Origin of the sequence: Corynebacterium jeikeium (assembly GCF_000738175.1) — a bacterium.
GTDB lineage: Bacteria > Actinomycetota > Actinomycetes > Mycobacteriales > Mycobacteriaceae > Corynebacterium > Corynebacterium jeikeium_C.
This window is the reverse complement of record NZ_JFCH01000007.1, coordinates 43,819-61,257: the sequence shown is the minus strand read 5'-3', so window position 1 is coordinate 61,257 and position 17,439 is coordinate 43,819. Positions and strand designations below refer to the sequence as shown.

General features: G+C 64.2%; 11 protein-coding genes. 8 read left to right on the top strand and 3 right to left on the bottom strand.

Translation table 11 applies throughout. The annotated features are described in order from the left end of the window. The first annotated feature begins 84 nt into the window (after positions 1–84). The 4 genes from JQ46_RS00295 to JQ46_RS00280 all read left to right on the top strand — a co-directional run bounded on the left by JQ46_RS00295 (position 85) and on the right by JQ46_RS00280 (position 6,285). Positions 85–2,454 (top strand): MMPL family transporter, encoded by a 2,370-nt coding sequence (locus JQ46_RS00295; protein ID WP_034984425.1) that lies wholly within the window; start codon positions 85–87, stop codon positions 2,452–2,454. Continuing rightward, positions 2,454–3,524, top strand: coding sequence for a lysylphosphatidylglycerol synthase transmembrane domain-containing protein (locus tag JQ46_RS00290; RefSeq protein ID WP_051876172.1), 1,071 nt, complete (start codon positions 2,454–2,456; stop codon positions 3,522–3,524). Before JQ46_RS00295 ends, JQ46_RS00290 begins: the two co-directional genes overlap by 1 nt. 30 nt (positions 3,525–3,554) lie before the next feature. After that, positions 3,555–4,040 (top strand): DUF3054 domain-containing protein, encoded by a 486-nt coding sequence (locus JQ46_RS00285; protein WP_034984424.1) that lies wholly within the window; start codon positions 3,555–3,557, stop codon positions 4,038–4,040. A gap of 142 nt (positions 4,041–4,182) precedes the next feature. Beyond that, positions 4,183–6,285 carry a PhoX family protein gene (locus JQ46_RS00280; protein WP_034984422.1) on the top strand — a complete coding sequence of 701 codons (2,103 nt, stop codon included), beginning with the start codon at positions 4,183–4,185 and terminating at the stop codon, positions 6,283–6,285. 10 nt (positions 6,286–6,295) lie between these two features. Here JQ46_RS00280 and JQ46_RS00275 read toward each other — a convergent pair whose 3' ends face one another. Next, positions 6,296–7,204 (bottom strand): LysR family transcriptional regulator, encoded by a 909-nt coding sequence (locus JQ46_RS00275; RefSeq protein ID WP_034984467.1) that lies wholly within the window; start codon positions 7,202–7,204, stop codon positions 6,296–6,298. A gap of 197 nt (positions 7,205–7,401) precedes the next feature. On the opposite strand from JQ46_RS00275, the gene JQ46_RS00270 reads away from it, so the two are divergent. From JQ46_RS00270 to JQ46_RS00255, 4 genes are all read left to right on the top strand, one after another. After that, positions 7,402–8,634: an MFS transporter gene (locus JQ46_RS00270; RefSeq protein ID WP_034984421.1), complete on the top strand. Its 1,233-nt coding sequence runs from the start codon at positions 7,402–7,404 to the stop codon at positions 8,632–8,634. 160 nt (positions 8,635–8,794) lie between these two features. Beyond that, positions 8,795–9,364 carry a DUF6230 family protein gene (locus JQ46_RS00265; RefSeq protein ID WP_034984420.1) on the top strand — a complete coding sequence of 190 codons (570 nt, stop codon included), beginning with the start codon at positions 8,795–8,797 and terminating at the stop codon, positions 9,362–9,364. After that, positions 9,351–9,959 carry a DUF6114 domain-containing protein gene (locus tag JQ46_RS00260; protein WP_034984419.1) on the top strand — a complete coding sequence of 203 codons (609 nt, stop codon included), beginning with the start codon at positions 9,351–9,353 and terminating at the stop codon, positions 9,957–9,959. Before JQ46_RS00265 ends, JQ46_RS00260 begins: the two co-directional genes overlap by 14 nt. Then, positions 9,943–10,710, top strand: coding sequence for a hypothetical protein (locus JQ46_RS00255; RefSeq protein ID WP_034984418.1), 768 nt, complete (start codon positions 9,943–9,945; stop codon positions 10,708–10,710). The genes JQ46_RS00260 and JQ46_RS00255 overlap by 17 nt, the downstream gene beginning before the upstream one ends. Positions 10,711–10,719: 9 nt before the next feature. On the opposite strand, the gene JQ46_RS00250 is transcribed toward JQ46_RS00255, so the two are convergent. Both JQ46_RS00250 and pks13 read right to left on the bottom strand, forming a co-directional pair. Then, the gene (locus tag JQ46_RS00250; protein WP_034984417.1) at positions 10,720–12,312 is read right to left on the bottom strand and encodes an acyl-CoA carboxylase subunit beta; all 1,593 of its coding nucleotides are present in this window, start codon (positions 12,310–12,312) and stop codon (positions 10,720–10,722) included. Positions 12,313–12,386: 74 nt separating this feature from the next. Continuing rightward, positions 12,387–17,429 carry a polyketide synthase Pks13 gene (gene pks13 / locus JQ46_RS00245; RefSeq protein ID WP_034984415.1) on the bottom strand — a complete coding sequence of 1,681 codons (5,043 nt, stop codon included), beginning with the start codon at positions 17,427–17,429 and terminating at the stop codon, positions 12,387–12,389. Positions 17,430–17,439 lie beyond the last annotated feature (10 nt).

Below are 17,439 nucleotides of genomic sequence, written 5' to 3'. Positions count from 1 at the left end.
ACACGCCCCGGAAAATTTGCTGTTCGCCCTGGTCGGATTCGTAGACTAGAGGGAATTCTGGCGTTATAGAAAGGACCACTCACGTTGTTTAGCTCTTGGGGCGATGTCGCCTACCGGTTCCGCCGGCTGATCCCTCTGGTGATCATCGCGGCGATCCTGGTGCTGTATGTCGTCGCTGGGCTGAAACTGGCCGACCGGATGAGCCAGGAGGGGTGGGACGACCCGAACTCGCAGTCGACGAAGGCTGCGCAGATCGAGCAAGAGGTTTTTGGTCGTGACGCCAACGGGGACGTCATCCTGATGGTCACCGGCGATAAGCCGGGGTCTGCGACTTCGGACGAGGTCAAGCAGTCCATAACCCAGCAGATCGAGCAGCTGCGCAAGGATCACCCCGACGAGATCGGGGGTGTGACCAGCTACTTCAACCGCGGCCCGGCGGCCATGGCCAACCCGGACGGCACCGCGGCCTTCGCCTCCATCGGTCTACAGGGCATCGAAGACGATGTGCTGATCAACTTCCGCAAGATCGAGGACGACCTGCGGGCCATCAGTGCCCCGGGCGTGGATGTGAAGATCGCCGGCGCCACGGCGGTTTCGGACTCCCTGGACGAGGGCATGGCCGGCGATATTCACCGTGCCGAGATCTACGCGCTGCCCGCCGTGGGCCTGCTACTGCTGATCGTTTTCGGCGGCCTGATCGCCGCATTTATGCCGCTGCTGGTGGGCGGCCTGTCGATCCTGGGCTCCATGGGTGTGCTGGCGATCCTGGCTAGCTTCACGCAGATCAACGTGTTCGCGCAGTCCGTGGTCACGCTGCTGGGCCTGGGCCTGGCCATCGACTACGGCCTGTTCATGGTCTCCCGCTTCCGCGAGGAGATGGCGGAGGGCCACGACACTCGCACCGCCGTGCGCAACACCACCGCCACCGCGGGCAAGACCGTGGTCTTCTCTGCAGCGATGGTGGCCGTTGCGCTGTCCGGTTTGTTCATCTTCCCGCAGGCCTTCCTGAAGTCCGTGGCCTTCGGCGCGATCTCCGCGGTGGGTCTGGCCGCACTGCTTTCCGTGGCTGTGCTGCCGAGTATCTTCGCGATGCTGGGGCCGAACATCGACAAGTGGTCGTTTAAGAAGAAGCGGACCCGCCGTCGCTCCGAGCAGGTTGCAGGCATTTGGGGCCGCATCCCAGCCTTCGCCATGCGCCACTCGAAGCTGTTTACGGTCGTGATCGTCGGCGGCATGCTGCTGATGGCGGTGCCGATTGCGGGCATCAAGCTGGGTGGCATGAACGAGACCTACCTGCCGCCGTCGAACCAGACGCGCGTGAACCAGGAGGAGTTCACCGAGAAGTTCCCGCAGTTCCGCACCGACCCGATCAAGCTGGTCATCGAGGGCGATTCCAAGACCGTGGCTGCGGTCTACAAGGAGGCCAACGCGATTCCGGGACTGACGGCCCCGTTCCAGGTCTCGCGCCCCACGAAGGACGACGTGACGGTGCTGTCCACCGGCATTGCCGACCGCGATGACAATGACCGCATTGTCAACGCTCTGGAGGACATCAACGTCGACGGCGCCAACGTGTACGTCGCCGGCACTCCGGCCCTGGAGGTCGAATCCATCGACGCGCTGTTCGAGAAACTGCCGTGGATGTTGCTGTATATCGTGCTTGTCAGCTTCGTTCTGATGGCCATGATCTTCGGCTCGCTGATCATTCCGGCCAAGGCTGTGATCATGAACATCCTGGGCACCGGCGCAACCCTCGGCCTGCTGACGTTGATCTTCGTCGACGGCCACGGCGCGGGCATGTTTAACTTCACCGCCGGGCCGCTGACCTCCCCGGTACTGGTGCTGATCATCGCCATCGTCTTCGGCCTCTCGACCGACTATGAGATATTCCTGGTCTCCCGCATGGTGGAGGCCCGCGCCCGGGGTGCGTCGACGGATCAAGCGATCCGCTTCGGCACAGCCACCACCGGCAGCATCATCACCGCCGCCGCGCTAATCATGATCGTGGTCTGCGGCGCCTTCGGGTTCTCCTCGATCGTGATGATGAAGTACATCGCCTTCGGCATGGTGATCGCGCTACTACTCGACGCCACAATCATCCGCATGCTCCTCGTCCCATCCGTCATGCACCTGCTGGGCACCGACAATTGGTGGACGCCAAAGTGGGTCAAGCGCCTATCGGAAAAGGTTGGGCACAACGAGAAGCTGGAATCCTCGCCGCACGAGGCAGCCCCTGCTGCCCGTTCGTCGCGGGTGACGGTTGCGGAACTTTCTGGTGTGGACGCCATCGCCCCCGTGCCCGCCCAGCGCCCCGGTGAGGCTCCCGCACGTCAGCGGAACCTGCCTTTCGCGGAGCTGATGCGACGTGTCGAAGAAAGCCGCGAGAATGCCGACGGCCGAGCCAACAGCGAGGCCGACACCCAGGCCGACGGCGGGGGCGGAGGCGAGCGCTAATGCGTGATTTGTGGCGGCGCACAGAAGTCAGGGCTCGGCTCAGCCTGGCGCTGATTGGCATCATCGCCTTCCTCGCCCGGGAGCACCTGCACTTCATTGGCGACGGCTGGCGCGAGCTGGCTCACGCCGACAAGCGCTGGATCGGTCTGGCCATCCTGGCACTCGCGGTCTCCATGGTCGCGCAGGCCGAGGTGATGGTGGTGCTGCTGCGCAGCGCCGGAGTGAAGGTGAAGCGCATCAGCGCCAACTCGCTGGGTCTGGCAGCTAACGCCTGGTCCTCGACTTTCCCCGGCGGACCCGCGTTGTCGGCGGCCATGATCTTCCGCGAGCAACTCAAGTGGGGCGCCACTGCCGTAATTGCCAGCTGGTACATGCTGCTTTCGGGAGCGCTAGCTGGCGGCGGCATGGCGATCCTGGCCATCGGTGCTGTGTTCTTCCTAGGGCTGCCAGTTAAGCCGTTGACGTTGGCGATGTCCCTGATCGCCCTTGTTGCACTAGCGATCCTCACCAACTGGGTGGCAAAGAACCGGGACAAGGTGGAGCGCTGGCTAGTCAACCGACTGCGGACTTTCAACGCCCGCCGTGGCAAGCCCGTTGACCGCTTCACCGACAATGTCCGCGGGTTCTCCCGCCAGCTGTCGGCCGTGGAACTGCCACTGACCAAACTGGCCGTCGCGATCGCCGCCAGCCTGGGCAACTGGGTTTTCGAGATCCTCTGCCTACTGGCCTGCATCTACGCCGTCGGCGCCACCCCTCCTATCGCGGGCGTGGTACTGGCCTTCCTCACCGCCAAACTGGTGGGCCAGGCACAGGTCACCCCCGGCGGTCTTGGTACGGTGGATGTCGCACTGACCAGTGCCCTGGTCGGATTCGGCACCCTGACCTCCGTTCAGGCATTCGGAGCCGTCATCGTCTTCCGCATGCTCAGCTTCGTGGGGCTGACGTTGGTGGGATGGATCGTCTTTTTCGCCACCAAGATGGTCAACCCCAAAAGCAATGCTGAGAATGCAGCCGCGGAGAAGGGGCGTCAAGAAGAAAAGCAGGAAGAACCCGTCGGCAGGGCACAATAAGGCTCGGTCGAGCACAGTAAGATTAGGGTCATGAGCAACCTCGATAGCACCTCCACTGGAGACACCCCTGGCACCACCCAACGATCGCCGGGGGTCGCGCTGTTTCTCGACGTAATCGCCGTCCTACTGTTCGCCCTGCTGGCGCGCATTGCACACAACACTCCGGAGATGCCGCTGAGCTTCGGCGGCTGGCTGGATACCTCCTGGCCTTTCCTCATCGGTGTGGCGATCGCGTGGGCGATGCTGTGGATCGGCGTGATTCGGCCGGGAAGTGCCAAGGGGACAGGCTTCAGCGGTTTCGAGTTCTCCACCGGTGCGTTGGTCTGGATCGTCAACGTGATCGCCGGGCTGGGGATCTGGGGCGTGCGCCACGGGGAGGTTCCCCATTGGTCTTTCATGATCGTAGCCACCGTGATGAGCGGCCTGTTGCTGTTCGGTTGGCGCGGTGCTTTCCGCCTGGGACGGCTGCGCAGACTTTCTCGCATGAAGCGCATGGGCCGAATGTTCGGCAAGTGAAACACATTTCAGCTTAATTAACCTGACGTACATCTTCGCGCTACGTCAGGTTCTTTCGCGTTGCTTAGAGTCTTGTGAGCAATCTGCACACTGCTGCTGACGAACTCTGACAAAGACTGACGAACACTGAGGAGAGATCCCCATGGGCCTTAAGGGTCGCAACCTGCTGAAGAAGATGGACTTCACGTCCAGCCGTTCCCACCGCACCTGCGTGTACAAGTGCGGCGACGCTTGCTCCAAGCCGGTGAACAACAAGTCCGACAACAACTACTTCATGGACCTGATCCAGGGCACCTTCTCGCGCCGCACCGCACTGCGCGCCGGTGGTGCCGCCATGGTCACCGTTGGCGGCGCTTCCTTCCTGGCAGCTTGCAGCGACGACAACGGTGAGGGCAACAGCGCTAAGGGCGGCAACGGCGAGAACAATGGCGGTTCCGGCAACAGCGCAGACGCTCCGGACGGCCTGAAGTTCGAAATGGTCGAGCCGAACACCAAGGACGAGGTTGTTGTTCCGGCCGGCTACAAGTCCGAGGTTGTTATCCGCTGGGGCGACCCGGTCGAGGAAGGCGCCGAGGAGTTCGACGTAGACAACCAGACCGCGGAGCAGGCCGCTAAGCAGTACGGCTTCAACTGCGACTTCGCGGCACTGCTGCCGATCGAGGGCGAGGACAACCGTTTCCTGCTGGTCTCTAACCACGAGTACACCACCCCGCAGCAGATGATCCCGGACTACGACCTGGAGAACCCCTCCAAGGAGCACGTGGACATCGAGCTGGCCAACCACGGCATGTCCATCGTCGAGGTTGAGGGCAACGATAAGGACGGCAAGCTCAAGCCCGTCATGGGCAAGTACAACCGTCGCCTGACCGGCAACACCGAGTTCGAGCTGCGTGGCCCGATTGTTGGCCACAAGCTGGTGAAGACCTCTGACGACAAGGAAGGCAAGATCGTCAAGGGCACCTTCAACAACTGCTCCGGTGGCGTGACCCCGTGGGGCACCATCCTCTCCGGTGAGGAGAACGTGGACCAGTACTTCGCCGGTGGCGAGAACGTCAAGGACGAGAAGGTCCGCGAGCGCCTGAGCCGTTACGGCATCGAGGATGCCAAGACCGCTCGCCAGTGGGAGAAGCACTACGACCGCTTCGACGTGACCAAGGAGCCCAACGAGCCGAACCGCTTCAACTACGTGGTTGAGGTGAACCCGTGGGATCCGAAGTCCACCCCGGTGAAGCACACCGCTCTGGGCCGCTTCAAGCACGAGGGCTCCAACATCCACGTCACCAACGACGGCACCGTGGTTGCGTACTCCGGCGACGACTCCCGCTTCGAGTACATCTACAAGTTCGTCTCCTCCCGCAAGATCCGCAGCGGCAACACCGACAAGGATCGCGAAGAGAACATGAAGATCCTGGACGAGGGCACCCTATACGTTGCCACCTTCGAGGGCAACAACAAGGACTTCGACCCGGAGAACCCGCCGAAGGGCGAGGAGTGCGACGGCACCGGCAAGTGGATCAAGCTGGTCACCGTCAAGGAGGACGGCTCCGCCGAGTCCCACGTCGACGGCATGTCCGCTGAAGAGGTCATCATCTACACCCGTGAGGCTGGCGACAAGGTCGGCGCTACCAAGATGGACCGCCCGGAGGATGTCGAACCGCACCCGACCACCGGCAAGATCTACGCTGCTCTGACCAACAACAAGTACCGCGGCGTGCAGGAAGAGGGCAAGGACTACGAAGAAGTCAAGGAGTACGCCCCGATCAAGGAGAACAAGAACGGCATGGTTCTCGAGATCGAGGACGACTTCACCGGCGAGGAACTCAAGTGGAACCTGCTGCTGGTGTGCGGTGACCCGGACGAGGCCGAGACCTACTTCGGCGGCTTCGACAAGTCCAAGGTCTCCCCGATCTCCTGCCCGGACAACGTCACCTTCGACTCCTTCGGCAACCTGTGGGTTTCCACCGACGGCAACGCCCTGGAGTCCAATGACGGCCTATTCGCTGTCGCCCTGGAGGGCGAGACCCGCGGCCTGACCAAGCAGTTCCTGACTGTCCCGGCTGGCGCCGAGACCTGTGGCCCGCTGGTCTTCGACAAGCGCGTGATCGTCAACGTTCAGCACCCGGGTGAGGACGAAGAGGCTACCGTCAAGACTTCTACCTCCCACTGGCCGGATGGCGGCGACTCCATCGCCCGCCCGGCGACCGTGGTTGCCTGGAAGGACGACTTCGGCACCATCGGCGCTTAAGGTTCAGCGCCTAGCCAAAGCGCAGTCTGCCGTCGCGCCGAACCGCCTGGTCCACAACGAACGCACGGAACGCCTCGGCGGCGGGCGCCGACCGGGCCCGTGCGCTCCAGACCATTCCCAGCTCCCTCTCGCGGTCTTCCTCGAGGGGGAGCATTTCTATGCCCGCGACCACCAGGTTCGGGTCCCCCATCGGCAGCAGGGCCACGCCCAGTCCGGCGCTTACCAGTCCCGCCATCGTGGTCAGCTCCATCGACTCAAATACCAGGCGTGGCCGGAAGCCCGCCGCGGCCGCCAGATCGTCCAACAGCATACGGGTTCCGTACCCCGGCAGCATGGCCACGAAGGGCTCGTCCGCGGCCTCTGTGATGCTGATGCTTGTGCGCCCCGCCCAGCGGTGGTTCGTCGGCACCGCCATTGCCAGCCTTTGGGTGGCCAGCTGCTGCCATCGCACTTCGCCGTCCTCCACCAGCGCATGGGGCTTCGGCCCCACCATCGCCACGTCGGATTCCCCCGCAATTACACGGTCCGTCAGTGGCCGTGCGGCGCCTTGCACCAGCTCGAACTTCACCTGCGGGTGCGCGTTTCTGAACTCCCGCAGCAGCTGCGGCACCATCCACGTTCCCAGCGAGTGCATGAAGTCCACGCGCACGGTTCCCCGCTCCGGATCCATCAGCCGGTGTACCTCGTCGACTCCCCGCTGCCACGCTTCGTCGGCCTCGCGGGCATACCTGGCCAGCGCGGCTCCGCATTCGTTGAGGGCGAGGTGCCTGCCGTTGCGGTCGAACAGCTCCGCACCGAGCTCTCTTTCCAGCGCCGATAGCCTCCGCGAAAGCGCCGACTGACTGATCCCCAGGCGCAGCGACGTATCCACCATGTTCTGGGTTTCAGCCAGGTCCAGGAGCCACGTTAGGTCTTTCACGCTCTGTATCTTCCTTTTTTGCCTTACCTTCTTGCCCTTCTTATTGACGCCCACACCTCAGCATATGCGCCTTCCGGGACAGCTAAAGCTATTTATTGCATTTAGTGAATTGATACTGGTTGCGCCACACTAGATACATCGATTGTGGGCATGAGCCGCTAGAGAATTACCCAGACCCGCAGGAAGGACCTTCATCGGTGACGGACACCCTCGCAGACACTGCAGACACTGCGAACACCGCAGACGTTCGCCCCCTCACCCCGGAGGATAAGGGCTACAAGATGGCACTCATCGCCTCCTTGTGTTCAGGCCTGGCTTCGTACAACGCTCTCTACGCCACCCAGGCTGTCCTCCCGGCACTGTCGGAAGACTTCGGCATTTCGCCCTCACTGGCCGCACTGACCGTCTCCGCCACCACGGGCGGCCTGGCTTTCATGGTCATTCCGCTCAGCGTGGTTTCCGAGCGCTTCGGCCGCCGCCGCGTGATCCAGGCATCTGTCTTGGCAGCCACCCTCCTTTCCATCGCCTTGGTCGCCCTACCCTCGATCCAGTCGATCATCGCGCTGCGCCTGCTGCAGGGCTTCGCGGTGGCGGGCGTCCCGGCGGTGACCATGGCCTTCCTCTCCGAGGAGATCGACCGCAGCTACTTGCCCCGCATCATGGGGTTCTATATTGCGGGCAACTCGCTGGGCGGCCTGATCGGCAGGCTGATCCCGGGCATCGCGCTGGAGTTCACAGATTGGCGCATTGCCACCCTGCTCAGCGCCCTCTTCGCGTTTTCGATGGCACTTGTGACCACCTGGGTGCTGCCACAGCAGCGCTTCTTCACCCCGAAGAAGATCACCCTGTCCCACGAGGTGCATGCTTTCGCCAACCACCTGCGCGACCCGATCTTGCTGAAGCTCTTCCTGTTGCCATTCCTTTTGATGGGCAGCTTCGTTTCCATGTACAACTACATGACCTTCCGGCTGATTAATACCTTCGGCCTGCCGGAGTCCCTGGCCGCGCTGGTTTTCGTCATCTACCTGTCGGGCACGTGGACCTCCACACGCACGGGCAAGATGGTGAACCGCTATGGCCAGGCGAAGGTCGTGGTCGCCTGCATCGCCATGGCTCTTGCGGGTCTCTTGTTGGCTTTCATCCCGACGGTTCCCACCACGCTGGTGGCAGTCCTGATCTTCACCGCTACTTTCTTCCCCGCCCACTCGATCGCCAGCGCGTGGGTCGGCGAGGTCGCCGAGCAGGATCGCGCCGAAGCTTCCAGCTTGTACATCTTGAGCTACTACCTGGGCTCTTCCCTCATCGGCTGGGTCTCCGGTTACTTCTTCGCCCACGGTTGGGGCCTGTTTATCGGGTGGTTGATGCTGTTGACTCTCATCGCCCTCGTCACCGCCTTTGCCGCCATGCGGCGCGATAAGGCTGTTTCTTAATGACGCCCCTAGCTCCAACCCGCACCCTTTCAGCAGGCTCTTAACTCTTGAGCGAATAACTCGTACACTCTCGAGTTTGCGAGAAAAATTATTAGAACTATCAGATCTTTTTAGATGAAAAACCTCCCACTTGCCCAAAAGTGTGTTTAAGATCACCCGCATGGGACATACTCGCAAACTACGTTTCGCATCAATCCTCGGCGTGGGATTATTGGCCACCGCAGGCATGGGCGTCGCAGTTGCCCAGGGCGGCGTGTCAGCTCACCTGGCGCTCTCCGGCACCATCTTCAACATGCATGTCGGGGAGCTGGACGGTAAAGGCTTCGACCTCTTCACCGACGTCGACAAAATGCACAATGGGGACCAGGCGATCTCCCGCCTGCGCATCAACGATGCCAAGGTGACCGACGTCTGCATGACGGCACCAATCAAGATTCCCGGCGTTGGGGATAAGAAGTTCCAAATGACCGTTCCCGGCCAGAACTTCTCCGCGGAGAACATGCTGATCGGCGCCCGCAAGCTAACGGGCGACCTGACTCTGGTCAAACCGCAGATCGGCATTAATGCGGGCAAGGTCGACAAGGACGCCCCGGATGGCGCCTGGGGCATCGTCGCCGATTCCCTGTCTGCGAAGGGCCAGGGCATCGAGGCGAGCTCTCTGTCGGCGGACAAGATGACCGCCGGCGGCAGCAAGATCGCGATTGTGGATAACGACAATGCCGAGTGCTAACTCCGGCACGGATCCCAACACGACCCCAGAGCTAGATCCGAACTACGACCCCGACCTGGATGACGACCTGCAGTCAGACCTAGAGGCCGATGCCAACCAAGGCACAGAGATACAAGGCACCGCATATCAAGAGGTCGAGGAGCAGGACGTTCCCGCGATAAAGAACACTCGCGGCTTCGGCAACTGGCGCCGTCGGCGTCCGTTCGCGGCAGGGCTTTTCATGCTGCTGTCGGGCATCATCATGATCGTCCCGGCATACCTGTCCTTCGAGGTATCGAACATCGTCATCCAGGTGTCCACGATCTCCGGCGTATCCACGCTGCTGATTGGTGCCTTGCTGATCACCTCGGCACTCATGACATGGTTCAAGCCGGATACTCGCCTGCTCACGGGCGTGGCCTCCCTGATCCTCGGCATCGTGGCTCTGCCTATGTCGAATATCGGCGGCTTCGTTTTGGGCACCCTGTGCGCCGTTATCGGCGGAGCCCTGGCGCTGTCGTGGACGGATGAAGAAAGGGCGCCTAAGGGCGTCAGAAAGAACGGCAAGGGCAAGAACAAGGGCAAGAAAAGGAAGGTAGATGAGCAAGCAGCGTAAACGCGGCAGCTCCAGCGCTGCGAAGGCCGTCGTCGCGGTGGCGTCGATGTGCGGGCTGGTGGCGGCGCTGACTGTCGAGTCCACGCCGAGCGCCGAGGCGCAGTTGCAGCTTCCGCCTCCGCCGCCGCTGCCTCCACTCCCGGGGCAGGCTCCGGATAACGAGGCGCCAAAGCTTCCACCGCTGCCGGATTTGCCGGCACCTCCGCCACCGCCCGAGGTGCCGGAGGACTTGCGGATGGACCTCACCCCGCCGGGGCCGATCGAGGGCGAAAAGCCGGTCCAGCAGGGGACGTACATCATCAAGGCAGATAACACGCGCCTGCTGGGGCACGTGAAGATGTCGCTGATTCAACAATCCACCCCGCAAGGTCCGAAGCCGGCGCTGCGCATCGATGCCGATAAGGCCGTTCTGACGAACCTGTCCGTGCAGTTCCCCACCGCAGGTGCAGGTCCGGAAGGTGGCATCTGGCAGCGCACCGGCCCGGGGCAGACCACCACGCTGACTGGGAACTTCCACATCGTGGTGAGCTCCCTGGAGGTCACGCCACGCGTGGCCGGGCTGCCGCTGATCCCGCTGCCCATCGACGCAAACATGGCGCCGAAGGAGCTGCAGGAAGCTGCCAAGAAGATCGGCCTCGGCACGCCGGACGCGCTCTCCAATCACTTGGAGATGACGAATGGCACGATGCACACCTACTTCGTGAAGGCCGACACTCTGAAACTGCCCGCGGGAACCAACATCGGCCTCTAGGGCAGCCGACTACATCGGCATGATGGTGTGCTTCTTCGGAGTATCCACCACCTGCTTGTTGCGCAGCTGACGCATCGCCTGGCGCAGGCGGATTCGGGTCTGGTCCGGGGTGATGACGGAGTCCACGTAGCCGCGCTCGGCCGCCACATAAGGGCTGGTCATGTTCGCGTTATAGAAGTCCATGAACATCTTCTTCGCCGCCGGGCGCTGCTCTTCCGGCATGGCGGCCAGGGCCTTGCCCTGCATCATCACCACGGCAGCCTCCGCGCCCATCACGGCGATCTGCGCCGTCGGCCACACCAGGTTGATGTCCGCGCCCAGGTTCTTCGACCCCATCACGGCATAGCCACCGCCAAAAGCCTTGCGCACGACCACGGTCACCTTCGGCACCGTCGCCTCCACGGTGGCGAAGCCCAGCTTCGCTCCACGGTGAATCAGGCCGGCCTTCTCTTGCTCCACGCCGGGCATGTACCCGGGTGTATCCACGACCCAGACGAGGGGGACGTTGTAGGCGTCACAAATACGGATAAAACGCGCGGCCTTATCCGCAGCGTCGGCGTCCAGGCAACCGGCCAGCTCCATCGGCTGGTTGGCCACCACGCCCACCGCATGGCCGTCGATGCGTGCGAAGGCGGTGACGACGTTGGAGCCGTAGTCGCCCTGCACCTCCAGCACGTTGTCGTCGTCGAAGATGCGGGTGAGCACCTCCATGATGTCGTAGCCCGCGTTCGGATCGTCCGGGATGATGTCGTTCAGCTCGAAGTCGCGTTCGGTGAGCTCGTCGTTAGGCGCCCAGAACTCCGGGGTCTCGTCGAAGGAGCTGGAAGGCAGGAAGTCCAGCAGGTCCTTGACGTAGTTGAAAGCGTCTTCCTCGCTGGTTGCGACGTAGGAGACGTTGCCGTTGCGGGCTTGCTGACGCGCCCCACCGAGCTCTTCCATCGAAATCTTCTCGCCCGTCACCGATTCGATGACCGCCGGGCCCGTCACGAACATCTGCGTGCGGCCTTCGACTGCCACTACAAAGTCGGTGGTCACAGGCGCGTAGACGGCGCCACCGGCGGACGGGCCGAGCAGGATGGAGATCTGCGGGGACTGGCCGCTCAGCGGCAGCTGGCGGCGGGAGATCTCGGAGTACATCGCCAGGGACATCACGGCATCCTGAATGCGGGCGCCGCCGGAATCGTTAATGCCGATGACCGGGCAGCCGATGCGGATGGCCATGTCCATGACTTCGCAGACCTTCTTGCCGAAGGTCTCACCCACCGAGCCGCCGTACACCGTTTTATCGTGGGCGTACACCGCCACGGTGCGGCCGCCGACCCGACCGTAGCCGGTGACCACGCCGTCGCCGTAGGGGGCATCCTCCTCGCCGGGGGTGCGTCCCAGCGCGCCGATCTCCACGAACGTGCCCTCGTCCAGCAGCGCGTCGATACGCTGGCGGGGCGTGGTCAGCCCGGCCTCATCGCGCCTGGCCTTGGCCTTCTCGGAGCCCGGGTCCTGCGCCTGTTCCAGCCTCCGGTGCAGCTCCGCCAGCTTCTCGGCGGTAGCGCCGGTGGCTTCGGTGCCGTTGGCGGCGGTTGCTCCCTCATCGGCAGCAGTCACAGTGAAAGTCCCTTCGTATTCGACAAACCCCTTCTACTAAGGGGCTATCTATTTAGTCGCCGTGCGCGTTTCAGCTAAACGCCGTCCGCAATGTGCTTAGCGATCACACGTCCCACTTTAGAGATCTCTGGCTCGTCCACAATAGCCAGGTGGTCGCCGCGCAGCTGGACGATCTCCAGATCCTGGACGATCTCACCCCAGCCACCATCTGGTGCCACCTCGGCGTAGGCCGGTTCCAGCTCGATCGCGCCGTCGTGCATCCGCTCCGCGCGGAACAGCGTGACCGGTGCCTTCACATCCGCCCAGGCCCAGAAGTCGAGGGATTCCAGGATGCGGTTGTCCACGAAGCTGGCGCGCTGGTGCTCCAACACACCCGCGGGCAGGCCCATTCCCTTGGCCTCCGGGGAGGTCAAGAACTGCTGGAACATCTGCATCATCACGCCCTCGCCCTGCTGGTCCAACAGCTCGTGCGGAACCTCTAGCGGCAGGCCGTAGGTCTTCTGCGCGAACGCCGCGTAGCGATCCCAGCGCGCGTGCATCTCTTCCTTCGTATCCGGGGCGGGGTTCTTCGGCTGCACGGTATCCAGCAGCACGATGCGCTCGACCTCTGCGCTCGGTTCGCCCGCTGCGGCGCGCTTACCCAGCTGGTGGGCAACTTCGTACGCCAGGGCTCCACCGAAGCTCCAGCCTCCCAGCAGAACCGGACGGCCGTCGGCCAGCTCGATGATCTCCTCCAGGTAAGCCGCCGCGCGGTCCGCGAGTTCGCCTTCCAGGCGCTCCACACCGTAGACCGGGACGTCGTCCGGCAGGCGGCGCATTAGTGGCGCGTACACCACCGAGGACCCGCCGGCCGGGTGGAACAGGAACACCGCAGGCTGAGTGCTGCCTTCGGGGCGCGACCGCAGCACGCGGATGTTGCCCTCCACTTCGCTTTCGAGGCTGCTGCGCACCTTCTCGCTCAGCGGCTCGAGGGTTTCGGCGGCCAGCACATCCTCGGCGCTGACCTCCGCTCCAGAGCGTTCGGTCAAGCGGTCCGCGATGCCCCGCGCATGCTCCTCATCGATGCTCGGCAGCTGGCTCGTTACGCCCTGGGCTGCCTTGCCGGTGACCTTTGCCCAGGTGGCGAACACCAGGCGCTCGCTCGCATCTCGCGGTGCCACGCCGCCCCCGGTCGCGGTGTAGTCGGTCGCTGCGCCGTCTTCTACACCACTGTCTTGTTTAGTGACGCCACCTTCTCCCCCGGCAGCGGCCTCAGCACTGTCGGCACCATTAGCGCCGGCAGCGCTTGCGTGACGCTCCGCAATCATCTGCTCCACGAGCGCGATCACGTCGTCCACCGAGCCATCACGGAGTGCCTGGACCTGCAGCGGCGGCAGGTCGAAATCATACTCCACGCGGTTCTTGATGCGCATGCCCATCAGGGAATCCAGGCCCAGGTCGATCAGGGGCAGCTCGCCCGGCAGATCCTCGATGTCATAGCCCATGGATTCGGAGACGATGGCGCGCAGGCGATCCCCGGCGGACTCGCCGGAGTTCGGATCCCAGCGGTCGGCGGTTTGGTCGACCTCAGGCAGCGTGTTACCCGCGCCTTCCTTTGCGGAAGCCCCAGCGGCGGAGGCGTTCGGCGCCTCGCTGGCCTTCGCGGCGGCTGGAGCCGAGGCGGCGTCAGTACCCTCAGTACCCAGGGTCCCAACCGCGCCGCCGAGAGTAGCGACGAAGGCCTCCGCGACCAGCGGCATCGACTGCGCACCGGGCGCATCGGCGGCGTAGACGGACAGGGACCAGCCGCCGAGGGAACCGGCGGCGATGGTCGTCAGCTGGCCCGCCGTCGGCAGCGGGGCGTGGTCGCGGGTGGCGGCCACCGTGGCACCGTCGGCCAGCACCTCCGCCGCAGCTTCGGCCAGCAGCTCGATGCTCGGCACATCCTCGGCCGGCACGCTGAAGACAACGCGGCCGTCGGGCAGATCCACGCGCGCGCCCGGCAGATCCACGGCAGGGCCGGAAGACGGTCGAGCGCTCGTCCAGTGGCGCTGCAGGTTCCACTGCGTGCCCGGCACCTTCGGCAGGCTCGCGCGGGAGCCACCTGCCAGAGTCTTCAGGTTCAGATCCGCGCCCTGCACGTATAGCTCCGCGAGGGTGGACAGTAGGGTCTGGGAAACCGGCTCCTTGCGCTTGAGCAGGAACATCAGCTTGGAATCGCTGGCGTTGTGCGCGAAGGAGTTGTTCATCAGCGGCATCAAGGCCACCGGGTTCGGGGAGAACTCGATGAAGGTGCGGTAACCATCGTCGAACTGCTCGCCCGTCGCCTCGGAGAACCAGACGGGCTGGCGGGTGCAGCGCAGGAAGTACTCGGCATCGTGGACGACCTCGCCCGGCTGGTACACGCGGCCACGGTCCACGGTGGAGTACAGCGGTGTGTGGATCGGCTGCGGATCCAGGTCGCTGATCTCGTAGTACAGCTCGCCCAGAATCGGATCCAGCATCGAGGTGTGGCCTGCGCCCTTGACCTTCAGCAGGCGGGCGAACTTGCCCTCCCCCTCGAGGTACTCCACCAGCTTCTGCACTGGCTCGGCGGGGCCGCCGACGGTGGTCATGCCCGGCGCGGCGTACACGGCGGGCTCCACCTGGGCGTATTCGGGGTGCTCGGAGGTGAAGGTAGCGAGCTCCTCCACGCCGAACTCGACCACAGCCATGGCGCCCTGCTTGTCCTCTGGCAGCAGGCGCTCGCCCTCGCCCATCAGGCGGGCGCGGTGGCAGGCGGTGCGCACGGCTTCCTCGGCGGTGATACCGCCCACGGCGTAGGCCGCCGCGATCTCGCCCATGGACTGGCCGACGACGGCGGCGGGCTTGGCACCCAGGGCGCGCATGAGGTCGTTCAGCGCAATTTGCACGCAGGTGATGCCCACCTGGGCGCGCTCCGTATCGTAGTTCTGCTCGTCGTCCAGCACCATCTCGACGAAAGACCAGCCGGATTCCGCCAGCACGACCTGGTCCAGCTCGTCCAGGCGGGCGGCGAAGAACTCGGAGAGCTCGTAGAGGTCCTTGGCCATCTTGCGGTGCTGGGAGCCGAAGCCGGAGAACACCCACACCGGACCATTTGCCGAGGGCGAGTCGGCAGTCTTCACCGTCGCGCCCTGCTTGCCAGCGGCGATGCGCTGCAACCCGGCGATGGCTTCGTCGAAGGTGGCGGCGGAAACCACGCCGCGGGAACGGCCGTGGTTGTGGCCAGCCAACGCGAGAGCTACACCGCGCAGTTGGTCGGCCTCATCGCCTGCCTTGGTGAAGGATTCCTTGTTCTGCTCCAAGTACGCGGCCAGCGCTTCCGCAGCCTGACGGCGGCGGGAAGGCAGCAGCCCGCTGACGGGCAGCAGCACGCGCGGGGCCTCGCCCGCGGAATCCTCACGGTCCAGGCCGATGGGGGCAGCGGAGTTTGCAGTGGCCGCCCCAACACCCGCCGCGGCCTCTTCTTCCAGATTCGGCGCCGCGATGACCACGTGCGCGTTCGTGCCACCGAAGCCGAAGCCGGACACACCGGCGATAGCGCGCCCGGAGTACTCCGGCCACTCGCGCGGATCCTCCACGACCTCCAGGTGTTCGCGGTCGAAATCGATGTACGGGTTCGGGCCGCTGTAGTTCAGGCTCGGCGGCAGCACGCCCTCGCGCATTGCCAGCACGACCTTCATCACGCCCGCGACGCCCGCGGCGGCCTCGGTGTGGCCAAAGTTGGTCTTCGCACTACCCAGCAGCAGCGGCTCGGCCACGTCGCGTTGGCGCCCCAGGACAGTCCCCAGGGCAGTGGCTTCGATCGGGTCGCCCAGGATGGTGCCGGTGCCGTGCGCCTCCACGTAGTCCACGGCCTGCGGATCGATCCGCGCGTCGGCATAGGCGCTACGCAACACGTCCACCTGCGCATCCGGGTTCGGGGCGGTCAGGCCGTTCGAACGGCCATCGGAGTTCACCGCCGAGCCCTTGATCACGGCCAGCACGTTGTCGCCGTCGCGGCGCGCATCCTCCAGGCGCTTCAACACAACCACGCCCGCGCCGTCGGAACGCACGATGCCGTCGGCATCATCGCTGAAGGCACGAATGCCGCCCGTCGGGCTGAGCACGCCGAGCTCGGAAAACGCCACGGTTGCAAAGGGGCTGCATAGGAGGTTGACGCCACCCGCCACAGCGACCTCAGAATCACCATCGCGCAGGGAGCGCACCGCCTGGTGAATTGCCACCAGCGACGAAGAGCAGGCCGTATCCATCGCCACGGACGGGCCGCGGAAGTCGAAAGCATAGGAAACGCGGTTGGCGATGATGGAGCTGGAGTTACCAGTCAGCGCATAGGGGTGTGCCTCCGCCGGGTCGGCGGAGATCAACATGCCGTAGTCGTTATTGGTGTTGCCCATGAACACGCCGACGGGCTTGCCGCGCAGCTGATTGGCGGGAATGTGCGCATCCTCCAGCGCCTCCCACGTCAGCTGCAGGATAATGCGCTGCTGCGGGTCCATGTTCGCAGCCTCCAGCGGGGAGAGACCGAAGAACTCCGCGTCGAAGGAGGCGATGTCCTCAATGTAGCCGCCCGTCAGCTGGGCCTGCTCCATGCGGCGGGTCATCTCCGGGTCGCGGGAGTACTCCGACCAACGGCCCGCGGGCAGCTCGCCCACGCCGGAGCGGTAGTTGGAGAACAGCTCCCACATCTCATCCGCACTGTCCGCCCCGGGGTAGCGCCCCGCCATGCCGACCACAGCGATGTCGCGCTGGCCCAGTGGAAGCGGGCCACCTGCGCTGGAAGCCGCGCCCGCGGAGGCGGTGGCGTCACTACCAAAAACAGCGCCGGAACCACGGCCCTGCATCAGGTGCTCGGCCAGGGCGGCAATGGTGTTGAACTCGTAGGCAATCGTCGCGTCGAGGGTCGTGCCAAGCAGGCGCTCCAGGTCGCCGGAAAGGACCACGACGTCGCGGGAAGACAGGCCGAAGTCCTGCATCGAGCGTTCGTCGGAGATCTCCGCGGCATCCAAACCGGTGGTGTTCGCCACCCAGGTGCGTAACCACTCCCGCATCTGCTGAATCGTGGCGGGGCGGGATTGCTGGTCAGCTGTGGGGGCGCCCTGCTGGTTGTCTGCCATGGAAGGTCGC

What these genes read in the sequence shown, in the direction of transcription:
- JQ46_RS00290 (WP_051876172.1), top strand. Translation starts at nt 2,454, where the DNA reads ATGCGTGATTTGTGGCGGCGCACAGAAGTCAGGGCTCGGCTCAGCCTG.
- JQ46_RS00285 (WP_034984424.1), top strand. Translation starts at nt 3,555, where the DNA reads ATGAGCAACCTCGATAGCACCTCCACTGGAGACACCCCTGGCACCACC.
- JQ46_RS00280 (WP_034984422.1), top strand. Translation starts at nt 4,183, where the DNA reads ATGGGCCTTAAGGGTCGCAACCTGCTGAAGAAGATGGACTTCACGTCC.
- JQ46_RS00265 (WP_034984420.1), top strand. Translation starts at nt 8,795, where the DNA reads ATGGGACATACTCGCAAACTACGTTTCGCATCAATCCTCGGCGTGGGA.
- JQ46_RS00260 (WP_034984419.1), top strand. Translation starts at nt 9,351, where the DNA reads ATGCCGAGTGCTAACTCCGGCACGGATCCCAACACGACCCCAGAGCTA.
- JQ46_RS00255 (WP_034984418.1), top strand. Translation starts at nt 9,943, where the DNA reads ATGAGCAAGCAGCGTAAACGCGGCAGCTCCAGCGCTGCGAAGGCCGTC.
- pks13 (WP_034984415.1), bottom strand. Translation starts at nt 17,429, where the DNA reads ATGGCAGACAACCAGCAGGGCGCCCCCACAGCTGACCAGCAATCCCGC.